The 22733-nt window shown below is 28.5% G+C and carries 24 protein-coding genes; 22 read left to right on the plus strand and 2 right to left on the minus strand.

Features of this window, described 5'->3' with window-relative positions; translation table 11 throughout:
• Window positions 1–407 precede the first annotated feature (407 nt).
• The 21 genes from hisZ to LLF98_RS10155 all read left to right on the plus strand — a co-directional run bounded on the left by hisZ (window position 408) and on the right by LLF98_RS10155 (window position 20459).
• Entirely contained in the window at window positions 408–1553 is a 1146-nt protein-coding gene (gene hisZ / locus LLF98_RS10055) for an ATP phosphoribosyltransferase regulatory subunit (protein WP_291703120.1), read from the plus strand.
• Between the two features lies 1 nt (window position 1554).
• The gene (hisG, locus tag LLF98_RS10060) at window positions 1555–2184 is read left to right on the plus strand and encodes an ATP phosphoribosyltransferase (RefSeq protein ID WP_291703121.1); all 630 of its coding nucleotides are present in this window, start codon (window positions 1555–1557) and stop codon (window positions 2182–2184) included.
• 132 nt (window positions 2185–2316) lie between these two features.
• Window positions 2317–3615: a histidinol dehydrogenase gene (gene hisD, locus LLF98_RS10065; RefSeq protein ID WP_291703122.1), complete on the plus strand. Its 1299-nt coding sequence runs from the start codon at window positions 2317–2319 to the stop codon at window positions 3613–3615.
• Complete coding sequence (locus LLF98_RS10070) at window positions 3602–4639, plus strand: histidinol-phosphate transaminase (protein ID WP_291703123.1); 1038 nt, start codon at window positions 3602–3604, stop codon at window positions 4637–4639. The genes hisD and LLF98_RS10070 overlap by 14 nt, the downstream gene beginning before the upstream one ends.
• A 93-nt stretch (window positions 4640–4732) precedes the next feature.
• Window positions 4733–5320 carry an imidazoleglycerol-phosphate dehydratase HisB gene (hisB, locus tag LLF98_RS10075; protein ID WP_291703125.1) on the plus strand — a complete coding sequence of 196 codons (588 nt, stop codon included), beginning with the start codon at window positions 4733–4735 and terminating at the stop codon, window positions 5318–5320.
• Between the two features lie 51 nt (window positions 5321–5371).
• Entirely contained in the window at window positions 5372–5992 is a 621-nt protein-coding gene (gene hisH / locus LLF98_RS10080) for an imidazole glycerol phosphate synthase subunit HisH (protein WP_291703126.1), read from the plus strand.
• Window positions 5989–6705, plus strand: coding sequence for a 1-(5-phosphoribosyl)-5-[(5-phosphoribosylamino)methylideneamino]imidazole-4-carboxamide isomerase (gene hisA, locus LLF98_RS10085; protein ID WP_291703127.1), 717 nt, complete (start codon window positions 5989–5991; stop codon window positions 6703–6705). Before hisH ends, hisA begins: the two co-directional genes overlap by 4 nt.
• Window positions 6706–6768: 63 nt before the next feature.
• Window positions 6769–7530, plus strand: coding sequence for an imidazole glycerol phosphate synthase subunit HisF (hisF, locus tag LLF98_RS10090; RefSeq protein ID WP_291703129.1), 762 nt, complete (start codon window positions 6769–6771; stop codon window positions 7528–7530).
• A 97-nt stretch (window positions 7531–7627) separates the two neighbouring features.
• On the plus strand, window positions 7628–7957 hold the full coding sequence (hisI, locus tag LLF98_RS10095) for a phosphoribosyl-AMP cyclohydrolase (RefSeq protein WP_291703130.1): 330 nt from the start codon (window positions 7628–7630) through the stop codon (window positions 7955–7957).
• Window positions 7958–8000: 43 nt separating this feature from the next.
• Window positions 8001–8327, plus strand: coding sequence for a phosphoribosyl-ATP diphosphatase (gene hisE, locus LLF98_RS10100; RefSeq protein ID WP_291703131.1), 327 nt, complete (start codon window positions 8001–8003; stop codon window positions 8325–8327).
• 525 nt (window positions 8328–8852) lie between these two features.
• A complete protein-coding gene (locus LLF98_RS10105) occupies window positions 8853–9047 on the plus strand; it encodes a hypothetical protein (protein WP_291703132.1) in 195 nt (64 codons plus the stop codon).
• A gap of 116 nt (window positions 9048–9163) precedes the next feature.
• Window positions 9164–9967, plus strand: a complete 804-nt coding sequence (locus LLF98_RS10110; protein WP_291703138.1) for a hypothetical protein — start codon at window positions 9164–9166, stop codon at window positions 9965–9967.
• Window positions 9968–10063: 96 nt separating this feature from the next.
• Window positions 10064–11347 carry a trigger factor gene (tig, locus tag LLF98_RS10115; protein WP_291703139.1) on the plus strand — a complete coding sequence of 428 codons (1284 nt, stop codon included), beginning with the start codon at window positions 10064–10066 and terminating at the stop codon, window positions 11345–11347.
• A 156-nt stretch (window positions 11348–11503) separates the two neighbouring features.
• Window positions 11504–12103 carry an ATP-dependent Clp endopeptidase proteolytic subunit ClpP gene (gene clpP / locus LLF98_RS10120; protein ID WP_291703140.1) on the plus strand — a complete coding sequence of 200 codons (600 nt, stop codon included), beginning with the start codon at window positions 11504–11506 and terminating at the stop codon, window positions 12101–12103.
• Window positions 12104–12144: 41 nt separating this feature from the next.
• Complete coding sequence (gene clpX, locus LLF98_RS10125; RefSeq protein ID WP_291703141.1) at window positions 12145–13434, plus strand: ATP-dependent Clp protease ATP-binding subunit ClpX; 1290 nt, start codon at window positions 12145–12147, stop codon at window positions 13432–13434.
• Window positions 13435–13723: 289 nt separating this feature from the next.
• Window positions 13724–15400, plus strand: coding sequence for an ATP-dependent protease LonB (gene lonB, locus LLF98_RS10130; protein WP_291703143.1), 1677 nt, complete (start codon window positions 13724–13726; stop codon window positions 15398–15400).
• A 450-nt stretch (window positions 15401–15850) separates the two neighbouring features.
• Window positions 15851–18184 carry an endopeptidase La gene (gene lon / locus LLF98_RS10135; protein WP_291703144.1) on the plus strand — a complete coding sequence of 778 codons (2334 nt, stop codon included), beginning with the start codon at window positions 15851–15853 and terminating at the stop codon, window positions 18182–18184.
• On the plus strand, window positions 18174–18770 hold the full coding sequence (gene yihA / locus LLF98_RS10140; protein ID WP_291703146.1) for a ribosome biogenesis GTP-binding protein YihA/YsxC: 597 nt from the start codon (window positions 18174–18176) through the stop codon (window positions 18768–18770). The genes lon and yihA overlap by 11 nt, the downstream gene beginning before the upstream one ends.
• Before the next feature lie 337 nt (window positions 18771–19107).
• Window positions 19108–19533, plus strand: a complete 426-nt coding sequence (locus LLF98_RS10145) for a hypothetical protein (protein WP_291703148.1) — start codon at window positions 19108–19110, stop codon at window positions 19531–19533.
• 31 nt (window positions 19534–19564) lie between these two features.
• Window positions 19565–19819, plus strand: a complete 255-nt coding sequence (locus tag LLF98_RS10150; RefSeq protein WP_291703150.1) for a hypothetical protein — start codon at window positions 19565–19567, stop codon at window positions 19817–19819.
• Between the two features lie 115 nt (window positions 19820–19934).
• Complete coding sequence (locus LLF98_RS10155) at window positions 19935–20459, plus strand: hypothetical protein (protein ID WP_291703152.1); 525 nt, start codon at window positions 19935–19937, stop codon at window positions 20457–20459.
• Between the two features lie 169 nt (window positions 20460–20628).
• On the opposite strand, the gene LLF98_RS10160 is transcribed toward LLF98_RS10155, so the two are convergent.
• Both LLF98_RS10160 and LLF98_RS10165 read right to left on the minus strand, forming a co-directional pair.
• Entirely contained in the window at window positions 20629–21555 is a 927-nt protein-coding gene (locus LLF98_RS10160) for a hypothetical protein (RefSeq protein WP_291703153.1), read from the minus strand.
• A gap of 129 nt (window positions 21556–21684) precedes the next feature.
• A complete protein-coding gene (locus LLF98_RS10165; protein WP_291703154.1) occupies window positions 21685–22092 on the minus strand; it encodes a Fur family transcriptional regulator in 408 nt (135 codons plus the stop codon).
• Between the two features lie 327 nt (window positions 22093–22419).
• On the opposite strand from LLF98_RS10165, the gene LLF98_RS10170 reads away from it, so the two are divergent.
• A partial coding sequence (locus LLF98_RS10170; protein WP_291703155.1) for a hypothetical protein occupies window positions 22420–22733 on the plus strand: 314 nt, incomplete at its 3' end.

Raw genomic sequence — 22733 nt, forward strand, 5'->3', positions numbered from 1 at the left:
TTTATTTTGTGCGCCCTTTTTTAGCTAATCAAACCATTGGAATTGTATAAAAGCAACTTTTCCATCAATTAATGATGTTTTTGCAATTTCTAATCAATTTTTATTCAGTTTTATAAATGAGTTTCGCAATTACCTATAATATTATATATTTTGTATGAAAAAAAATTTTAGAAATAAACTACTGTATATTATAACATTAATTTTTATGTATGATAATTAAATAGTAAATATAATGATAAATTTCGAATACAAGTTATAAAATTATGTAAAAAGCTTTTGAAATTATTGACATGGTAGAAAAAATAAGCTATTATTAACTCAAAGATAGTTTAGCGTGCTAAATTGATAAAACGATAAAACAACATAATGATATAACAATCAAGCAATAAATGATAGGTGGGGTGGATATGAGTAAAAGAAATATACTTCCAGAGGGAACAAGGGATTTAATATTAGATGAATGTATTATAAAGAGATCTTTAGAAAGAGATATAGATAACATTTTTGAAAAATGGGGATATAAAGAGGTTATAACACCAACATTGGAGTTTTATGAAACATTCAATTATAATTCTCAGACTCTAAGAGAAGAGGATATGTATAAGTTCTTTGATAATAGAGGTCGTATCTTAGTTTTAAGGCCTGATATGACAATTCCAATAGCTAGAATAGTAGAAACTAAGCTTAAGGATGCAGAATTCCCTATAAAATTAAGATATACTTCTAATGTGTTTAGGGTACATGCAAGTCTTGGTGGGAAAAGAAATGAGTACACAGATTGTGGCGTTGAACTTATAGGAATTGAGGATAAAAAGTCTGACTTAGAAATATTAGTTCTAGCTTTAGAAGCTTTAAAGAAGTTAGGATTAAATAATTTTAAACTTGAAATAGGTAATATTGGATTCTTTAATGGAGCATTTAAGAATTTAGATATAGATCAAGAAAATAGGGAAATTATTGCTCAATTTATAGAAGACAAAAATTTAAAGAGTTTAGATGATTATCTAGGGGATTTAGATATTAAGGAAGAGTATAAGAAATTCTTTAACAAATTACCTTGGATGTTTGGGGACAAAAACATTTTAGAAGAAGCTAAGAAATTAGCATTTAATGATGAGATAAAAGAAAATCTAGGGTATTTAGAAATTCTATATTCACAATTAGAAGCATTAGGGTATGGAGAAAATGTAACCTTTGATTTAGGAATGGTTCCAAGGCTTAATTATTATACAGGATTGATTTTTAGAGGATATGGTGAGGGGTTAGGAAATACACTTTTAAGAGGTGGAAGATATGACAGCTTAATTCAATTCTCCAATACTTATGTTCCAGCTATAGGATTTTCAATAGATGTTAATTCTGTAATTCCAAATGTAAAGCTTAATGGAAATTTAAATGAAGATGAAAATATATATAAGATATATTATAGTGAGAAAAATAGAATTGAAGCTATTAAAAAGAGTGAAGAACTTAGAAGTCAAGGGTATATAGTTAATTTGTTACCAAAAGAAGACATTCAAGAAATAAAAATTATTAAGGGTGGGGAAATTTAAAATGGGAATAAGTATAGCACTAACAAAAGGAAGATTAGAACAAGAAACAATTAAAATTTTAGATAAAGCTAACTTTGATCCCTCCGAATTAAAGGACAAAGGAAGAAAACTTGTATTTAAAGATAAAACACAAGATATAAAGTATTTCTTAGTAAAGGCTGCTGATTCAATAACTTATGTAGAGCATGGTGTAGCTGATCTTGGAGTTGTTGGCAAAGACACTATTTTAGAAAGTGATAATAATTGTTATGAAGTGTTAGATTTGGGTTTTGGAAAGTGTGGATTTATAGTAGCATCATTGCCTGAAAATGATATTTTTAAGAAGGTTGGTCATGTAAAGATAGGAACAAAATATCCAAAGGTAGCAAAGGATTATTTTAAAAATAAGGGTATGGATGTTGAAGTTATAAAAATAGAAGGTTCAGTGGAGCTTGCACCAATACTGGGTTTGTGTGATGGTATTGTAGATATTATGGAAACTGGTACAACACTCAAAGAAAATGGATTAGTTGTATTGGATAGGATTTGTGAAATAAGTGCAAGATTAATTGTAAATAAAGCAAGTTTTAAAATGAAGCAAAATGAAATTTGGGAATTCATAGATAGAATTAAAGAAGTGATTAATAATTGACAAAATTCGTGAAATGTTGATAATTATAATTAGAATATTTTAAATAATTATTAAAAAATCATGTGGTAAATTAAGAAATTACTTTTTTATGATTATTGATTTGTTATGAAATTAAAGGGGGCTATTTTATATATGTTAAAGTTTATGGAAATTACTGAAAGCAATAAGAAAAGCTTAATTGATGAACTTAAAGGAAGAGCTACAGAAACAGAACAAGAAATAATTTTAAGTGTGAATAACATCTTGTCAAAAGTAAAAAAAGAAGGAGATAAAGCCTTATTTGAACTTACTAAGACATTTGATAAAGTTGATCTTAAAACTCTAGAAGTGTCAGCCAGTGAAATAGATGAATGTTTTAATAGTGTAGAAGATGATTTTATTGCAGCATTGAAAGAAGCTAAGGTAAACATAGAAGAATATCACAATAAGCAAAAAGCAAATGGATTTTTAATGACTAAAGATAAAGGGGTTTATTTAGGTCAAAGAGTTCTCCCACTAGAAAGAGTTGGGGTTTATGTTCCGGGAGGAACTGCAGCGTATCCATCATCAGTACTAATGAATGTAATACCTGCAAAGGTTGCTGGTGTAGATGAAATTGTAATGGTAACACCACCAGACAAAGATGGGGGAATTAATCCGTATATAGGAGTAGCAGCAAGAATTGCTGGAATAGATAAGATATACAAAGTCGGAGGAGCACAAGCTATTGGAGCTTTAGCTTATGGAACGGAAACTATTGAAAAAGTTGATAAAATCGTAGGCCCGGGAAATATATTTGTAGCGACAGCTAAGAAATTAGTATTTGGAGAAGTGGATATAGATATGATTGCAGGTCCTAGTGAAATATTGGTTATTGCAGATGAAAAATCTGATCCTAGTTTTGTTGCAGCAGATTTAATGTCTCAAGCAGAACATGATAAACTAGCATCATCCGTATTAATTACAACATCTAAAGAGTTATACGAAAAGGTTGAAATTGAATTAGAAAGACAAGTTAAAACTCTTGAAAGAGAAGAAATAATAAGAACTTCTCTTAAAGATTTTGGAAGTGCAATAATTTGTAAAACCATTGAAGAATGTATTGATATATCTAATGCTATTGCACCTGAACATTTAGAAATTATGGTGGATGAGCCAATGAAATACTTAGGTATGGTTAAAAATGCTGGCTCTGTATTCTTAGGTAGATATTGCCCAGAACCAATAGGAGATTATTTTGGGGGAACAAACCATGTATTACCTACAAGTGGAACAGCGAGATTTTTCTCACCTTTGTCAGTTGATAGTTTTATAAAAAAATCATCTTTCATTTATTATTCAAAAGAAGCTATTATGGAAAATGGAGAAAAAATAATAACATTAGCTAATAAAGAGGGACTAACAGCTCATGCTAATTCTGTAAAAGTGAGATTAAACAATGGGAATCTATAACGAGTATATTAATTCCTGTGATGAATATACAATTAACCTAGATAGTAATGAAATCTATCTAGAGATGGATGGAAATGTACTAATGAATATGAAATCTTGCTTAAATAGCATAGGGTTACATAGATATCCTACTAATGAAATGAAGACCATTAAAGAATTATATGCAAATTATGCAAACACAGAAAGTAAAAACATTATTGTAGGAAATGGATCAGATGAAGTGATAGAACTTGCAGTAAGCAAAGTGATTACACAAGGCAAAAAAGCATTAAGCTTAGGACCTGATTTTGTAATGTATGATTTTTATGTATCAAGATTTGGTGGAGAACTTAAAAAATATGATATAGGTAAATCTATGAATTTTAATGTACAAGAATTCATAGAACTTGCAAAACAAGAAAATGTGGATTTAATTCTTTTCTCAAATCCTAATAATCCTACTGGAATTGGAATAGATTTAGATAGTATAATTACTATATTAGAGACATTTAAAGATACAACAGTTCTTGTAGATGAAGCATATTATGAGTTTTATAGCGAATCCATGATTCAATATATAAATAAGTATAAAAATTTAATTGTAACAAGAACACTTTCAAAAGCTTGGGGACTTGCATCCTTAAGAGTTGGATTTTTAATAACTCATGAGGATAATATATGTGAATTATTAAACTATAAGGTGCCATATACAATAAGCTCTATTTCACAAAATTTAGCGTCTATTGTTTTAAGATATCCAGAAAAGGTTAGAAATAATGCAAAGCAAATAATTGAACAAAGAGAAGAATTATATGAGAATCTTAAAGAAATTCAAAAAAATGCAGCAATGAATATACAGTTTTATCCATCTAAAGGCAATTACATATATGGAAGAACAGCACATAAAGAAGCTCTTATAAAAGGACTCGAAAATAATGGGATTGTAATTAGAAATTTTAGTGACGATACTTTTAGAATTACTGTTGGATCACCTATGCAAAATAGAAAAGTAGTAGATGGAATAAAGAAAATTTTTGTATATTAGTAGATAAATAAAGAATTAAAAAATTAATATGAAAAGCTTATTTGAAAAAGTTGTATTTTAAATAAGACTATAAATATAGATTTGGGGGCTAATATGTTAGATAGATTCTCAAAAAAAGACAGAGTAACAAAAGAAACTAGTATTAAATTAGAAATAAATTTAGATGGAACCGGAAATAGTGAAATAAATACAGGAGTTGGATTTTTTGATCATATGCTAACTTTATTTGCATTTCACAGCAAAATTGATTTAAAAGTGTTAGCAAAGGGAGATTTAGGAGTATGTGATCATCATACGATAGAAGATATTGGAATAACACTTGGAGAAGCCTTTAAAGAAGCATTAGGAAATAAAGTAGGCATAAATAGATATGGAACATTTTATGTTCCAATGGATGAAACTTTAGCTTTAGTATCATTAGATATAAGCAATAGACCATTTTTAGTTTTTGATTGTAATTTTAAAAGAGAGAAAGTCGGAGAGATGGCTACTGAAATGGTAGTTGAGTTTTTTAGAGCTTTTGCTTTTAATGCTGGATTAACACTTCATTTAAAAGTTTTATATGGAGAAAATGATCATCATAAAATAGAAGCATTATTTAAAGCATTGGGAAGAGCGATAAAAGAAGCTAAGTTTAGAAGTGAAGAAAATGGAATACCATCAACTAAAGGAAGCTTATAATCAGTTAACAGTTAACAATGTACAATTAACTGAATTAATGGGGGTGTGTAAATGATAGTTATAATAGATTATGGAATGGGAAATTTAAGGAGTGTTAAGAATGCTCTTGATTTTCTTGGACTGGAAAGTAAAATTTCATCTGATGAAGAGGAAATAAGAAATGCTAAGGCATTAATATTGCCAGGTGTCGGAGCATTTCCAGATGCCATGGAAACTATAGAAAGATTGTCATTAGATAAGGTAATAAGAGAAGAAGTAGCTAAGAATAAACCTCTTCTTGGAATATGTCTTGGCATGCAATTATTATTTGAACGTGGTTTTGAAGGACTTGAAAGAAAGGGACTTGGATTATTAAAGGGCAGTATTGTCAAGATGAAGGATGATAAAGAAAATAATATTAAGATTCCTCACATTGGTTGGAATAATTTAATATATAACAAAAAAGATGAATTGTTTAGCTCAATGGAAGAAGGTAAGTTTGTTTATTATGTACACTCATATTTTGCACAAGACTATAATGATGATGATTTAATAGCTTATAGTGAATATGGAGAAAATAAAATTCCAGGTATAGTTAGATGCAAGAATGTTATGGGAGCTCAATTTCATCCTGAAAAGAGCGGAACAGTAGGTCTAACTATCTTGAAAAATTTCGGGGAGTTGATTAAATGATAATTTTACCAGCAATTGATATAATTGATGGAAAACCAGTAAGATTATATCAAGGAGATTATACTAAAAAAGAAATCGTTGCAGATGATATATTTGAAACAGCAAAATCCTTTGAAGATATGGGTGCAGAATATGTACACTTAGTTGATTTGGACGGAGCAAAAAGTGGAAGCAATCAAAATCATGAATTAGTAATAAAAATCGCTAATATGCTTAAAATTCCCGTAGAGCTTGGAGGAGGAATACGTTCTTTTGAAACTATTAAATATCTATTAGATAATGGAGTATCAAGGGTAATTCTTGGAACCATAGCTATGGAGGATGAGGAATTATTAAAAAAAGCAGTAGATACATACGGGGAAAAGATTGCAGTTGGAATAGACTGTAAGGATGGCAAGGTGTACGGTAGAGGGTGGCTATCTGGAAGTGACTTAGATTACATGGATTTTGCAAAGAAGATGGAAAGTGTAGGCGTTAAGAACATAATAGTAACAGATATAAGTAAAGATGGAACTTTAGAAGGTCCTAATGTTGAAATGCTTAAAATGTTAAAAGAAACTGTTAATATTGATATTACAGCTTCAGGTGGAATTTGTGACATAGAAAATATAAAAGAATTAATGGACATAGATTTATATGGAGCAATAACTGGCAAGGCGATATATGCTAAAACATTGTCTTTAGAAGAAGCGATAACAGTTTCTAAGAAATAAAAAATAGTGTATTAATGGATAGTAATTATAAATTGTTAATTGATTAGAAAGGGGGGTAAGGTTATGCATACAAAGAGAATTATTCCATGCCTTGATGTAAAGGAAGGAAGGGTTGTTAAAGGCATTAATTTTGAAGGACTGGTTGATGTTGGTGACCCAGTTGCGCTTGCAGAATATTACAATAAGCAAGGTGCAGATGAATTAGTTTTTTTAGATATAACTGCAACTCATGAAAAAAGAGGTATAATGGAGAAGGTTGTTCAAAGTGTGGCTGAAAAGATTTTTATTCCTTTTACTGTAGGTGGAGGGCTAAAAACTTTAGAAGATATAAAATCTATACTTAGAGCAGGTGCAGATAAGGTAAGCTTAAACTCAGCTGCTGTTAGAGATAAAAGACTTATAAAAGAAGGCGCTTTTTATTTTGGGAATCAATGTATAGTATTAGCCGCAGATGCAAAGAGAAGAGCCGATGATACTGGTTGGAATGTAGTGATTAATGGTGGAAGAATTGATACAGGTATTGATTTATTAAAGTGGGTTGAAGAAGCAACAGCACTTGGAGCTGGAGAAATTCTTTTAACTTCCATGGATGCAGATGGAACTAAGAAGGGGTTTGATTTAGAATTAACTAAAGCAGTCAGTGATATAACTAATGTTCCTGTAATTGCATCAGGAGGATGTGGATGTTTAGAAGATTTTTATGATGTGTTTGAAAATAATATAGCAGATGCAGCCCTTGCAGCTTCACTTTTCCATTATGGAGAATTGACTGTTGATGAAGTTAAAAAATATTTAAATGATAGAAATATTTCAGTACGTATTTAATTGTTGAGTTATAATGCCAAGAATAAAAATATATAACAATATTATAGGAAATATAATGATTTAGAGAAAATTTAAGACTTGGAAAGGGGGACTACAAATGGAGATTTGTGAAAGAGTAGAGCAAATTGATTTTGAAAAGTGCAATGGATTAGTGCCAACCATAGTTCAAGATTATGTAACTAAAGATGTGTTGATGCTTGCATATATGTCTAAGGAAAGTTTAATGAAGACATTAGAGGGAGATACTACCTGGTTTTATAGCAGAAGCAGAGATGAACTTTGGAATAAAGGTGCAACATCTGGACATTTTCAATATGTGAAAGAAATAAAGATAGATTGTGATAATGATACAATTTTAATACTTGTAGAACAAAAAGGAGCAGCGTGTCATACAGGGAATAAAAGTTGTTTTTATAGAGATTTATAATAAATTATAAATTGTTCATTGAAGAAGTATTGGAGGATAAAAAATGGATGGAAATATAAGTGCTTTATATGATGTGATTTTAAAAAGAAAAATTGAAGGCGAAGAAGGATCTTATACAAGGTATCTTTTTGAAAAAGGAACGAATAAAATATTGAAAAAAGTTGGAGAAGAATGTACAGAAGTTATAATAAGCTGTAAAGAAGATAATAAAGAAGAACAAATTAATGAAATTTGTGATCTTACATATCATGTACTTGTTTTAATGGCTCAATTGGGGATTTCAGTTGAAGAAGTTTCAGCAGAACTTGAAAAGAGAAAAAACAAGATTAATAACTTCAAGGGTGAAAGAAAACCAGTAACAAACGTCTAATAATTTATATATATTTCACTAAAAAGGATTGTTTTTTAACAGTCTTTTTTTATGGAAAGTATAAAATTTCTGTTGGTTAAATCTAGATGTAATTGATAATGAAGGAACAAACTCAGAGAGAAAGTTCAAGAAAGCAAATGTAAAGTTTTGACGTTGACTTTTCCCATAGTTATTCTAAATATATAGAAACTATTTAAAGGAAATTTGAAAATTTAAGTAAATTGCCTTCTTGATGTGATATAATAGCTAATCAAGAAGGCTATTTTAAAATATAATATTAAATTTTTTAATTTATATGTTTTGTTTATAAAGCAACTTTGGAGCTATTTGTATAAAAAAAGAAAACCTGCATATGTATAGTATAGGTTTTTGCATGTTCATTTAAGAAAGTGAACAAATAAACATGTTATTGTGGGTTTATAAAACTTTACAACAATTAAAACGCAAAAAATAAATAGCAAATTTTATTAAAAAAGAACATAAGTCATATGCCTAAAAATAGAATATATGTATAGGAGAAAAATAATGATTAAAATTTATAAAGAAGAGTTGTTGAAAAATACTATAGATTATGAAGAATATTCAGAAAACATTTGTAAGCTTACATTAGAGGAATTAAGAGATGAAGGATTGCTTAAATGCAGGGGATGTTGTTTAAAAGAAGCAAAAAATAAAAATAAGTGCACTGATTGTAATTCAAAAAATAGTTGCAAAAAATAATATCATTATTTTAATTATAGAAATATGAAATAAATTGTAGATTTAAGGAAAATAATAATATATAATAAATTTGTTTATTATATAAATAGATTAAAAAGATTTGGAGGGGGCCATCTTTGGGAAAGCCAAGTATTTTTAGTAGAGAATATGAAAAGAGAATAAAGAGAAGAAGAAAAAATCTTATGATAAGTTCTTTTATTATAGTATTAGTAATATCTGCACTAATAATTAAAGTTGTGCGTAACCCTATAGATTACAGCAACATTAAGAAAAATATACAAGCATGGATTGATAGTGATAATATGAATAGTTCAGAACCAATTGTAAAAACAAAAGAAGAAACTATAGATAAGGAACCAGTAAAAGAAGAACTAAAAAAGCCTTTAGAAGAATCAATTGATATTACTTTAGTTAGTGGAAGCATTGCAAAAGCAATTTATGTAAATGATAATAATGGTGGAAAAGTATTTAAAACTTTAAATACTAATGATAAAGGTGTAAGTTTTAATATTAGTCCATTAGGCAAGCAAATGATTGTAACAGATACTAATCTAGTAATTACTTTATACAATGTAGATGGAACTACTAAAGTAATATCTAAAGATCAATATATTTCTAGTAGTGGAGGAGTTTTTACAAAAGAAGCTACAATGAAAGCAAATCCTCAATATTTATGGAACGCAAATCCTAAATTTATTAATGAAGAAAAAATAGTTTTTGTGAGCAATAGGCCATATTTTGGTAATAAAGCTCTTAAACAATATTTATGGATGACTGATATTAAAACTGATGCAGATAAGGTGTTTTGGGAATCTGCTGGAGCAAGTATAGATATTGGTGAAAAGGAAGAAAAAGGAACGAGAATTACGGTTGATGGGAGTATTTATCATATTGATTTAAATGGGAATTATGTTCGATAAATATAATATTAATAAATTATTTGATAAGATTTAGAGGTTTATGGTATAATGACTTAGTTAAATTAAGATGAACACTATTTTAGGAGGAAAGAATAAATGAAAGCTAAAGTGGAAAAGATAGAAACAAATGTACTAAAATTAGAAATAAGGGTTGAAGCTGAAAAATTTGATGCAGCCTTAACTAAGGCTTATAATAAGAATAAGAGCAGATATAACATCCCAGGATTTAGAAAAGGAAAAGTTCCAATGGGAATGGTTAAAAAATTCTACGGAGTAGAAGCATTTTATGATGATGCTGTTAACTTTGCAATTGATGAATCATATCCTGTAGCATTAAGTGAAGAAAATATCAGACCTGTGGATTATCCACAAATTGATATAGTAGAACTTGGAGAAGGTAAAGAACTAGTGTATACTGCAACAGTTACTACTTATCCAGAAATAGAACTTGGAGAATACAAGGGATTAGATATAAAGAAGCCTGTATATGAAGTTGAAGCTAGTGAGATAGAAAAGCAAATTACAGAAATGCAAGAAAAGAATGCTAGAATAGAAGTTAAAAAAGAAGGTAATGTAGCTCAAGGTGACTTAGCTATCATAGATTTTAAAGGATACATAGACGGAGTTGCTTTTGAAGGTGGAGATGGAAGTGATTATGCTTTAGAAATAGGTTCAGGTACTTTTATTGATAATTTTGAAGAACAATTAATTGGTTTAGCAGTAGGCGATAAGAAAGAAGTTAATGTTTCTTTCCCAGAAGGTTATGGAAAAGAAGAATTAAATGGAAAGCCAGCAATGTTTGAAGTTGAAATCAAATCAATCAAAGTTAAAGAATTACCAGAATTAGATGATGAATTTGCTAAAGATGTATCAGCAGTTAATTCACTTGAAGAATTAAAAGAAAATCTTAAAAAGACATTAGAAAAGAATAATGATGAAAAAGCTGAAAGAGAATTTGAAGAAGCTGTTATTACTGCAATAATTGAAAATTCAAAGATGGATGTTCCAGAAGTTATGGTAAGTAAAGAAATTGATGATATGATGAAAGATCTTGAAGGAAGATTAAAATATCAAGGACTAAGCTTAGATCAATACATGGAATTCACAGGAAATACGACTGAAAAAATGAGAGATTTCATGAAAGAAAATGCAGAAAGAAAAGTTAAAGCTGATTTAGTTCTTGAAGCAGTTTCTGAGGCAGAAGAAATTAAAGCTACTGAAGAACAATTAAATGCAAGAGCTTTAGAATTAGGAAAGATATATGGACCTAAGGATCCAGAAAAAATGGCTAAAATTTTAGTTAAGTCTCAAAAAAATATGATTGAAAAAGACATAATAATAGAAAACACTCTTAAATTTATAAAAGAAAATTGCAAATAATCTATTTTGAGATATAATATAAAATAAGTATATGAATTAACAGATTGCCAGAAAAAATTTTTTCTGGCAATTTATTCAAATAATAATTAACAAACTAGTCAAAAGAATATATAATTAAAGTTAGATAAAAATATAATAGTAAAAGGGAGGATTTATATGAGTTTAGTACCAATGGTTGTAGAACAAACAAGTAGGGGAGAACGTTCCTATGATATATTTTCAAGATTGTTAAAAGAAAGAATAATTATGTTAAGTGGAGAAGTAAATGATGATACTTCTAATTTAATAGTAGCACAATTATTATTTTTAGAAAGTGAAGATCCAGATAAAGATATTTATTTATATATAAATAGTCCAGGTGGATCAATAACTTCAGGAATGGCTATTTATGATACTATGCAATACATTAAATGTGATGTATCAACAATATGTATTGGAATGGCAGCTTCAATGGGAGCATTTTTACTTTCATGTGGAGCTAAAGGCAAGAGGTATGCACTTCCAAATGCAGAAATTATGATACATCAACCACTTGGTGGATTCCAAGGGCAAGCAACAGATTTTGAAATACATGCAAAGAGAATATTAAAGATTAAAGAATCTTTAAATAAGATTTTAAGCGAAAATACTGGTAAGCCTTTAGAAACAATCAAAGCAGATGTAGAAAGAGATAATTTTATGAGTGCAGATGAAGCTAAATCTTATGGATTAGTAGATGATGTAATAACTGCACACAAAGTAGGAAAAGATAAATAAGATAAAAATTTTAATTTATACGTTTTAAGTGAGGTGAATATATGGCTAAATATGATGAGAAGAAACAATTAAAGTGTTCATTCTGTGGTAAGACTCAAGAACAAGTAAAAAGATTAATTGCAGGTCCAGGAGTATATATTTGTGATGAATGTATTGATTTATGTTCTGAAATTATAGCAGATGAATTCCAAGAAACTGTTGACTTTGATCCTAAAAGTGTCCCAAAGCCAAATGAAATCAAAGAATATTTAGATTCTTATGTTATTGGTCAAGAAAGAGCAAAAAAATCTTTATCAGTTGCAGTTTATAATCATTATAAAAGAATTAATACTAATAAAGAAGATATAGATGTTGAATTATCTAAAAGTAATATTTTACTATTAGGTCCAACTGGTTCAGGTAAAACATTACTTGCTCAAACTTTAGCAAGATTTTTAAATGTACCATTTGCAATAGCTGATGCTACAACATTAACAGAAGCAGGATATGTTGGAGAAGATGTTGAAAATATTCTTCTTAAATTAATTCAAAATGCAGATTATGATGTAGAAAAGGCTGAAAGAGGAATAATCTATATTGATGAAATAGATAAGATTGCAAGAAAATCTGAAAATCCATCTATTACTCGTGATGTATCAGGTGAAGGTGTACAACAAGCCTTGCTAAAAATATTAGAGGGAACTGTTGCATCAGTTCCACCACAAGGTGGTAGAAAGCATCCTCATCAAGAATTTATACAAATAAATACTTCTAATATATTATTTATTTGTGGTGGAGCCTTTGATGGAGTTGATAAGATAATTGAAAATAGAACAAGAAAGAGTTCAATGGGATTTGGTGCACAAATTCAAGCTAAACATGAAAAAGATGTTGGAAGTTTGTTAAAGGAAATTATGCCAGCTGATTTATTAAAATTTGGGTTAATACCAGAATTCGTTGGAAGGCTTCCTATACTTGTTACATTAGAATCTTTAGATAAAGAAGCTTTAATTCAAATTTTAACTAAACCTAAAAATGCTCTTGTAAAGCAATATAAAAAATTATTTGAGCTAGATGATGTTAAGTTAGAATTTAATGAAAAATCTTTAGACGCAATTGCTGAAGAAGCTATAACTAGGCAAACAGGCGCTAGAGGGTTAAGAGCTATTATAGAAGATATAATGAATGAAGTAATGTATGAGATACCTTCAGATAAGAGAATAACTAAGGTTACAATAACTGAAGAAGCTATTAAGGAGAAAAAAGAACCTACAATTGAAAGATTGGAAGATGGGAAAATTAGACCTACTTTAGTTAAACCTAGAGCTAAGAAAGATATTGAATCTGCTTAGACTATTAGTAGATTAAAGAAAATAACAAGTCAAAAGTGTGATGTATATTTCTAGTCATGCAGACTTGTTATTTTTTATATGTTTAAATAACCTTGTCATTTAATTTATGTAAAATAATTAAATGATAGGGTTATTTTTTCGTTATTTTTTACAAATAAAGAATATATTTGTAACTACAAGTAAATAATATTAATAATAGAAATAAAAGGAGGAAAAGTATATTTGCAATAATAATAAAATTTAGAAACAATAGATAATATATTATTACTTGTAAATATATTTAAAGAATATGGCGAATATATTAATAATTTTGCAAATCGTAGTTTTGATTCTTATGGTTTATGTAATGTGTAATTCAATAAATAAACCGCAAAAAAGTAGAAATGTTGTAATTGATAGAGAAAATACAAAAGAACTTAATAATTTGAATAAACTGCGCCAAATAACTTTATCACAACCTTTAACAGAAAAGAGCAGACCTTCAACCTTTGAAGAAATAATAGGTCAAGAAAAAGGTATTAAAGCACTAAAAGCTGCCTTATGTGGTCCAAATCCACAACATGTTATTATTTATGGGCCACCAGGAGTAGGTAAAACTGCAGCAGCGCGGTTAGTATTAGAAGAAGCTAGGAAATCAAAATTATCACCTTTTGCAGAAAAAGCGAATTTTGTTGAATTAGATGCAACTACCTTAAGATTTGATGAAAGAGGAATTGCAGATCCACTTATAGGTTCAGTACATGATCCAATATATCAAGGAGCAGGTTCTTTAGGCATAGCAGGAATTCCTCAACCCAAAGCGGGTGCAGTTACTAAAGCTCATGGAGGTCTTTTATTTCTAGATGAAATTGGTGAACTCCATCCAATTGAATTAAATAAACTTTTAAAAGTATTAGAAGATAGAAAAGTATTTTTAGACAGCTCATATTATAGTTCTGAAGATACAAATATGCCTAAATATATAAAGGAAGTATTTGAAAATGGACTTCCAGCAGATTTTAGATTAATAGGAGCTACAACGAGATCTCCACAGGATATAATACCAGCCATAAGATCAAGATGTGTTGAAATATTTTTTAGAGCTTTATTGCCTGAAGAAATAATGAGTATTGCAATAAATTCAGTTAATAAGATTGGACTAAAAATTATGAATGACGGTGTTGAAGAAGTAAGTAAGTATTGTACTAATGGAAGAGAAGTAATAAATTTAATACAATTAGCATCTGGTATTGCAATTAATGAAGATAGGGAAGAAATAACATTAGAAGATATTAAGTGGGTATTGGAGAATGGTCAATATAATAAGATAATATGCAATAAAATTCCATCTAAATCAAAAATCGGAGTTGTTAATGGATTGGCAGTATATGGAGCAAATATAGGAATGATAATGCCACTTGAAGTCAGTTGTAAAAATGTTAATGAAAGAAGAGGAGAACTTAAGATAACAGGAATAGTTGAAGAAGAAGAAATAACTAATAATAATAAAAAAATTAAAATGAAGAGTACTGCTTATTCATCAGTACAAAATGTATTAACTGTTTTAGATAATTTGTTTAATTTATGTACTGATAAATATGACATACATGTAAATATCCCTGGAGGAATACCAGTTGATGGACCATCAGCAGGAATAAGTATTGCAACAGCTATATATAGTGCAATAACTAAACAAAAAGTAAACAGATTGGTTGCAATGACAGGGGAAATAAGTATACTCGGATCTGTAAAAGCTATAGGAGGGGTAAAACCAAAGATATCTGCAGCCTTTAAAGGTGGTGCACAAATAGTTATTATTCCAGAAGAAAATTATGATGAAGTATTAAATGAGATATTTGAAATAGATATTATTCCAGTAACAAATTTTAAAGAAGTAATCCAAATTGCTATAGAAGATAAAAATATTGTTAGTAAAAATGATAGAGAAGTATTATCAGCTGAAAGTAATAACACTTTAAAAAATTAAAATGAATTGTTTTAGGCACGTGAAAGAAAATAACAAGTCAAAGATGCGATGTATAAGGGTCGAGCTTCCTAATGACACGAAATAGGCCAGCATATTGACTTGTTATTTTTTTGAATGTTACTTAAATTAATTTGAATTAAATTTTCAGAAATCATTAATTGTGAATTGAAATTTTTATTTCACACCTTTTATTTTTAATATTAATATATATATGGTATAATAGATAAATTAAAAAAGACTTGTTTTTGTTAAAATTTTTATTGAAAAGTTTGATGAAAATTTATTATATTAAATTTAAATTGAAAAAGGTTTGATATTACTTATTTTGTAAAAAACATGTTATAGTAGTAAGCTTTTTATATCAAGAATGATTGAAAAAGTTAGTTATTATGTGTATACTAGAAAAGTCAAAATAAATAATGTAATTATGATATGGGGGGAAATAGTAATATGAAAAAGTTATATACAATTCCACTAATTCCTTTAAGGGGATTAACTGTTTTTCCTAGTGTAGTGGTACATTTTGATGTAGGAAGAGAAAAGTCTACAGCTGCTATTGAACAAGCTATGTTAGATGAACAAGAAGTTTTTCTTGTAGGTCAAAAAAATTCTGTAGTAGAAGAACCTAATCAAGATGAACTCTATTCAATTGGAACTATATGTAAAATAAAGCAAATTCTGAAAATGTCAGATAATACTATTAGAGTCCTTGTCGAAGGACAAGAAAGAGGCAAAATAGTTAAATATATAGAGGGTGATAAGGAAGATTATATAAAGGTTTCAGTACAGAAATTAGGAAATAAAGTAGTTAAAAATCAAGAATTAGATGCTTATATTAAATGCTTAGATAAAGAATTTATCAAATTATTGAAGCTTTGTGAGGAAAATTATGGAGAAGTTATTAAACTAATAAATTCTTTAGAAGATCCAAGTAACTTTGTAGATATGGTAGCTTCTTATGCTATTACCGATGAAAAGTTAAAGCAAGAAGTTTTAGAAACTGTTGATTTGATACAAAGAATAGAGAAAGTATTAGAAAGAGTTAAAATAGAAATTTCCATAGCAAAAATTCAAAAAAAGATTTCTAATAAAGTAAAAAACACTGTTGCACAGGAACAAAAGGAATTTTATTTAAGAGAACAAATAAAGGCAATTCAAGAAGAATTAGGAGAAGATGCTGAGGAAAAAAAAGAAATAGCAAGATATCAAGAAAGAATTAATAAAGCAAAGCTTACTAAAGAAGATAAAGATAAGCTCTTCCATGAATTATCAAGACTTAAAAATATGAGTGTTACATCATCTGAAGGTAATGTGATTAAAGCCTATTTTGATTGGGTATTAGATATTCCTTGGGGTAAGTATACAAAAGAAAGTATTGATGTTATTAAAGCAAGAGAAGTTTTAGATAATGAGCATTATGGATTAGAAGATGTTAAAGACCGAATTATAGAGTATTTAGCTGTAAAGAAATTTAGCAAATCTCAAAAGGGTCCAATATTATGTTTAGTTGGGCCTCCAGGGGTGGGAAAAACATCTATAGCAAGATCCATAGCGCATTCTATTAATCGAAAGTACACAAGAATATCTCTTGGCGGAATGAAAGATGAAGCTGAAATTAGAGGGCATAGGAAGACTTATGTTGGTGCTATTCCAGGCAGAATCGTTTATGCAATGAAAGATGCAAAATCTATGAATCCACTTATGCTTTTTGATGAAATAGATAAAATTAATTCAAGCTATAATGGAGATCCATCTGATGCATTATTAGAAATATTAGATACTGAACAAAATAAAGCATTTAGAGATAGTTATTTAGAAATTCCGATGAACTTGTCGAAAGTTCTGTTTATAGCAACAGCAAATTCTTTAGAAACTATACCAAGACCACTTTTAGATAGAATGGAAGTTATAGAAGTATCAGGATATACTTATGAAGAAAAGTTCCATATAGCTAAAAATCATTTAATAGTTAAGATATTTAAAGAACTAGATATACCAGCTGATAAGATTAAAATAGAAGATTCTTCTATTAGAGAAGTTGTAGAAGGATATACAAGAGAATCTGGCGTGCGTGGATTAGAAAGAAAGTTAAGTTCACTTATAAGAAAAGTATTAGCTGAGATGTTAAAGCAAGGGAAAAAGGAATTTACCATAAATAATGAAAAAATTGAAGAATTTTTAGGCAAAAGAACCTTTGATTTTGATAAAATTGATAAGATGGATAAGGTTGGAGTAGTAACAGGGATGGCGTGGACAGCCTATGGTGGAGATACTCTTCCTATAGAAGCTATGGTTATGTCAGGAACAGGCAAGCTAGAACTTACAGGTAAGCTTGGAACTGTTATGCAAGAATCTGCCAAAACTGCGTATAGTTATGTTAGAGCTAATGCTGTTAAATTTGGAATTAATGAAGCTTTTTATAAAGAAAAAGATATTCACATACATGCACCGGAAGGTGCAGTATCTAAAGATGGTCCATCAGCAGGTGTTACAATGGTAACAGCACTTGTATCGGCGCTATCAGGTAAAAAAGTTAAGCATAATGTAGCTATGACAGGAGAAGTTACATTGACAGGAAGAGTACTTCCTATTGGGGGATTAAAGGAAAAGTCTTTAGCTGCATTTAGAGCTGGAGTAGATACTATAATAATTCCAAAGGAAAATGAGAAAGATATAGATAAGATACCAAATTCAATCAGGAATAGCTTGAATATTATTTCTGCTAAAGAAGTAAATGAGGTATTAAAAAATGCGTTAATTGGAGAGGATACTAATGAGAATTAAACAATCAGAATTTATTACCTCAGCAGTGAAAAGAGAGCAATATCCAATAGATAATAGAGTGGAAGTTGCGTTTGTTGGAAGATCTAATGTAGGAAAAAGCTCAATAATAAATTCTTTAACAAACAGAAAAAAATTAGCAAAAGTTAGTCAAACTCCAGGAAAAACAAGATTAGTCAACTTTTTTCTTATAAATAATGATTTTTATTTAGTTGATTTACCAGGGTATGGATATGCTAAGGTGTCAAAATCAGAAAAAGACAGTTGGGGAAAAACCATTGAGATGTATTTAACAGGTAGAGAACAACTAAAGAGAGTTGTTTTACTTGTAGATTCAAGACATAAGCCATCAGGTGATGATATAATGATGAATGAATGGTTTAAACATTTTGGATATGATGTTACTATTGTTGCAACCAAAAGTGATAAACTTACCAGAAATGAATTGAAAAAGAGTGAAAAGGTAATAAAAGAAACCTTAAAGCTGGGTGAAGAGGACAAATTGTACTTTTTTTCATCTTTAAATAAAAATGGAAAAGATGAGCTTATTGATAATCTTTTCTTAGAATTTGCAACTGATTTAGACTAATGAAAATATAATTTAGCATGGATATGTTCTTATGAATTTAATATATTTAATAAGAACATAAATTTAACCCCTTACAAATTTTAAATTTGTAAGGGGTTAAATTTATGTTCTAGTATATATTATTGCAATTAAGTTTCTACATTCAATCACTATTTAGAAACATATATAGATTTATAATTGAAAAGACATTATTACAACATATATATTTAATAGAATTTACCCTATATTATTAGGAGTACAGCTTTAAAATTATATTTATAATAAATGTGTCAAAAATTCTGAATAGGAATAATATATAATATAAAAAAGAAAAAAATATTTCCAAGGAGGAATAAATATGGAGATGAATGATATCCTAAATGGTTTAAATTCATGCGATGATGATTGTTGTGAATCAACTTCTAACAGTTGTAATTGCGGATCAAACTTCGGAGGATCAGGAATGGGATGTTTTCCAGGAGGATTTGGTCAAGGGTCTACTGGATGTGGATTTGGTAGTTGGATTTGGATTTTATTAATATTGTTTTATTGTGGTTGTGGAAAAAGTGGCTATGGAAGAGGCGGACATGATTGCTGTTGTGAAAAAAAAGAAGATTGTTGCTGTAATAAAGGAAGCTATGGTGGCGGAATATTAGGTAACTGCTCATCATACTTGTTCTTATTAGTAATATTATTCCTTTGCAATAGTGGCAATAATAACGTTGGCTTTTGTGGAGGATTAAATCCTTGCAGTAACAATTTTGGTTGTGGTATTGGTTGCTAGAATTCTAATATTTTAGGAAGGAGAGATAAATATGTCTAGAAAGAAGAATAAATGTTGCTGTGAAAAGAAACATGATGATTGCTGTTGCGATTCAATGTCTAGTTATTCTAGTTTTTTAGGAGGCGGAAGTGGCTGTACACCAATCTTATTTCTATTAATAGCATGTGGGTCAGGATTATTAAATTGTAATAAATCATATTTGATTATTTTACTATTCATATTATGTGGCGGAAGTTTTTCTAAGTTTTTAGGTTGTGGAAACGAAGGAGCTAATTGTTGCTACTAGGATAGTTGATAGAGGGCTTTTTAAGCCCTCTAAAAAAATGCTTAAAAATACAAACATTTTTACATATACATACATATATTAAAATGAGGCAAATTATAATTGAGAGGATTTTAAAATGGCTAAGCGTAAACATAGGGAACAAGATCCTATAATAAATGATACCAATAGTAATACCAATAACAAAAATATTCCTTTTGGTATAGATCCTATGCAATTAATGGGACTATTAGGCGGAAATTTTGATATGAGCAATATAGGAAATATGTTATCGTCAATGAATACTAATGGATTCAACTTGGGGAATTTAGGTTCATTAGCTCAAATGATGGGGCTAAATTTAGATAGTAATTTTTTACAAGAAAATATGAATAGCACAAATAATGATATTAATAAAAATATGTATTCGAATGTTAATCGTAATGTGAAATCATATCCTAATAACAATACAAGTTCCAGAATTAATACAAGTTCAAATATTGATAAAAATAATAGAAAGAGTACCGATAATAAAAATGTTAAAGACAATGATGCCAATCTAGATTTTCTAATGGCATTAAGGAGTTATGTTCATCCTGATAGAATACAGTTTATAGATAAGATTATAGAAGCATATAAAAATGGAGAATTTAAAGATATTTAAAATAAGTTTGAAATTATTTTTCTTAGTGTGTATACAAAAGAAAAACATGTCAATAATATTAATGTAATAGATTAAAGATTCTTTTACAAACTTAATGAATTATAAAAGTTTTACTTCATTAAGTAACCCCTCATCCCCCTTTAGGCCGCAGTATGCGGCCTTTAAAATTTTATTTAACTTTTTGTATGCAATTAATTTTATAAGAGGAAGTATCTTTTTCTAAATCTATTAATAATATTAATTCAGTTTTATCATTTTGTTCGCCTTTAAGGTGGCTTTTTTCAAAAGACAACCTCCATCTTATTGACAAGGGTTCTCCAGAATCGGTCCATTTATAATCATAAAAAAAAGCGTTTTGAAAAGAATAAGAATAATTTTCTTTATCTAAATTCCAAAGTAAAGACAAATTTTCTTTATCAATTGAAGATGTAAAAATATCAGGAATATCTTCAAGTACATAAGGAATTTGAATTAGGTCTATAAAGTGTGTCACAGAATCCAATGAGGGAATAGTCGAAATTTCTTTGCTAGTATCCAAAGCAGTATCATTAATAAGCATAAAACTATTTAATGAAGCTAGTCCTTCGGATGATGATATTGAATAACACATAGGAGTTCTTGAATTTTTGCAATCTAATATACCAAAAATATTGTTATTATTTGAAAAAATTAAATCAAAATTTTTTTTATTCCAATGAAATAAATAAGAAATACATTTATTATTTTTTGAGCCTTGGATTATAATTTCAGGGATGTTGTCTCTTGAAATATCATTAAGAAAAATTTTGGGTTCCCAGTGATTATTAGCAGTAAAAAGTATTTTATCATCAATTTGATTGGAGAGATAATAATTATCATCAGTGCAATTTATACTCAAATCAATTTTATTTTGAGAATTTAATATTTGTAAAGTATCTTTTTTACCATCACCTGTTAAGTCAAATTGTTTATTTTGAGAAATGTTTACAGGGGAAATAGTTTGAAGAGATTTAAAGTTATTAAAAATAAAGGAAATCATAGTTGCAAGTAAAAAGAGTAAACTTATACTTAATATTATATTTACTAAATTTTTTTTCTTTAATATTACGATTTTCATTATGTATCACCTCAATAAATTATATGTTAATAGTTAGGTGCATATTAATCATATAGAAGTGATAAAATAAAAAAACTATAACTTTAAATAAACATACATTTATTTAAAGCTATAGTCAAAATATAATATTTATTTACAATCAGCACAATAGCCATAAAAATAAACTTTATTGTAAACAATTTGATAATCAGTATGTTTCTCAGCTAAAGAATTAAGATTGTCAAGAGATAAATCTTTAAAATCATCAACTTTACCACAACCTAGACACTGTAAATGTGGATGTGAAGAAGAATTTCCATCATATCTAAAATTACCTTCACCAACATTTATTTCTTGGATTAAACCTACATCAACTAATGTTTTTAGGGCTTTGTAAACTGTAGCTAAGCTCATAGTTGGATATTGAACATGAATATCTGTATAAATAACATCAGCCGAAGGGTGAGAAGTTGTATTAATTAGATAATTATATACTGCAAGTCTTTGAGGGGTTAATTTTAGCTTTTTTTCTCTGAAAATCGAAGCTATATAATCCATTGTAAAATACCTCACTTATAATAATTTTATGTGCAAATTATAGCATAAGTATAAACAAATAGTCAAATAATTAATTAACGTTATCTAGAAAGAATTATTATTACTGTTGAAATATAAAAAATAATTAAAAAAATTATTGAATAGTTAGAAAAAGTCTGTTATTATATAAATAAAGCTGAATGTTAAATTATTAACATTGTATAAAAATTACAATAATATGTTATTAAGTTCAATTTTGCAAAGAGATACTAATTTTTATTACAGACTTTAAAGTATATAGCCTATAATAAAAATATAAATATATCAAAAATAAGGAGGCGTATTTTTATGGGGAAATATAAAGTTGGAGATGAATTAATACTAGTTAATGATCCAAGTGAAGAAAATGCTAAACTAAAAGAACTTACACAATTAACAGTTGAAGGTGATTTCGCTCGAATATCTTGGGGAATAAAGATATTGGAAGTAGAATATGATAAACCTAATGTAACACTAACTTATAAAAATGTTAATGGTCAAAAAAATAAAGTCTTTTCAGAATGTAAAGATATAGCAAACTTTGATAAAGAAAAAGTTTTGGAAAAAGCATTACTTAGAGCTTTTCAAAATGAATTAATAAATATTTCTGTTTTCAAAAATAA

It is taken from the genome of Clostridium sp. (assembly GCF_021372645.1).
In the GTDB taxonomy this organism is placed as follows: domain Bacteria; phylum Bacillota; class Clostridia; order Clostridiales; family Clostridiaceae; genus Clostridium.

Excerpts from the sequence above, each read along its gene's own strand:
- hisZ (WP_291703120.1), top strand. The coding sequence starts at position 408 with ATGAGTAAAAGAAATATACTTCCAGAGGGAACAAGGGATTTAATATTA.
- hisG (WP_291703121.1), top strand. The coding sequence starts at position 1,555 with ATGGGAATAAGTATAGCACTAACAAAAGGAAGATTAGAACAAGAAACA.
- hisD (WP_291703122.1), top strand. The coding sequence starts at position 2,317 with ATGTTAAAGTTTATGGAAATTACTGAAAGCAATAAGAAAAGCTTAATT.
- LLF98_RS10070 (WP_291703123.1), top strand. The coding sequence starts at position 3,602 with ATGGGAATCTATAACGAGTATATTAATTCCTGTGATGAATATACAATT.
- hisB (WP_291703125.1), top strand. The coding sequence starts at position 4,733 with ATGTTAGATAGATTCTCAAAAAAAGACAGAGTAACAAAAGAAACTAGT.
- hisH (WP_291703126.1), top strand. The coding sequence starts at position 5,372 with ATGATAGTTATAATAGATTATGGAATGGGAAATTTAAGGAGTGTTAAG.
- hisA (WP_291703127.1), top strand. The coding sequence starts at position 5,989 with ATGATAATTTTACCAGCAATTGATATAATTGATGGAAAACCAGTAAGA.
- hisF (WP_291703129.1), top strand. The coding sequence starts at position 6,769 with ATGCATACAAAGAGAATTATTCCATGCCTTGATGTAAAGGAAGGAAGG.
- hisI (WP_291703130.1), top strand. The coding sequence starts at position 7,628 with ATGGAGATTTGTGAAAGAGTAGAGCAAATTGATTTTGAAAAGTGCAAT.
- hisE (WP_291703131.1), top strand. The coding sequence starts at position 8,001 with ATGGATGGAAATATAAGTGCTTTATATGATGTGATTTTAAAAAGAAAA.
- LLF98_RS10105 (WP_291703132.1), top strand. The coding sequence starts at position 8,853 with ATGATTAAAATTTATAAAGAAGAGTTGTTGAAAAATACTATAGATTAT.
- tig (WP_291703139.1), top strand. The coding sequence starts at position 10,064 with ATGAAAGCTAAAGTGGAAAAGATAGAAACAAATGTACTAAAATTAGAA.
- clpP (WP_291703140.1), top strand. The coding sequence starts at position 11,504 with ATGAGTTTAGTACCAATGGTTGTAGAACAAACAAGTAGGGGAGAACGT.
- clpX (WP_291703141.1), top strand. The coding sequence starts at position 12,145 with ATGGCTAAATATGATGAGAAGAAACAATTAAAGTGTTCATTCTGTGGT.
- lonB (WP_291703143.1), top strand. The coding sequence starts at position 13,724 with ATGGCGAATATATTAATAATTTTGCAAATCGTAGTTTTGATTCTTATG.
- lon (WP_291703144.1), top strand. The coding sequence starts at position 15,851 with ATGAAAAAGTTATATACAATTCCACTAATTCCTTTAAGGGGATTAACT.
- yihA (WP_291703146.1), top strand. The coding sequence starts at position 18,174 with ATGAGAATTAAACAATCAGAATTTATTACCTCAGCAGTGAAAAGAGAG.
- LLF98_RS10145 (WP_291703148.1), top strand. The coding sequence starts at position 19,108 with ATGGAGATGAATGATATCCTAAATGGTTTAAATTCATGCGATGATGAT.
- LLF98_RS10150 (WP_291703150.1), top strand. The coding sequence starts at position 19,565 with ATGTCTAGAAAGAAGAATAAATGTTGCTGTGAAAAGAAACATGATGAT.
- LLF98_RS10155 (WP_291703152.1), top strand. The coding sequence starts at position 19,935 with ATGGCTAAGCGTAAACATAGGGAACAAGATCCTATAATAAATGATACC.
- LLF98_RS10160 (WP_291703153.1), bottom strand. The coding sequence starts at position 21,555 with ATGAAAATCGTAATATTAAAGAAAAAAAATTTAGTAAATATAATATTA.
- LLF98_RS10165 (WP_291703154.1), bottom strand. The coding sequence starts at position 22,092 with ATGGATTATATAGCTTCGATTTTCAGAGAAAAAAAGCTAAAATTAACC.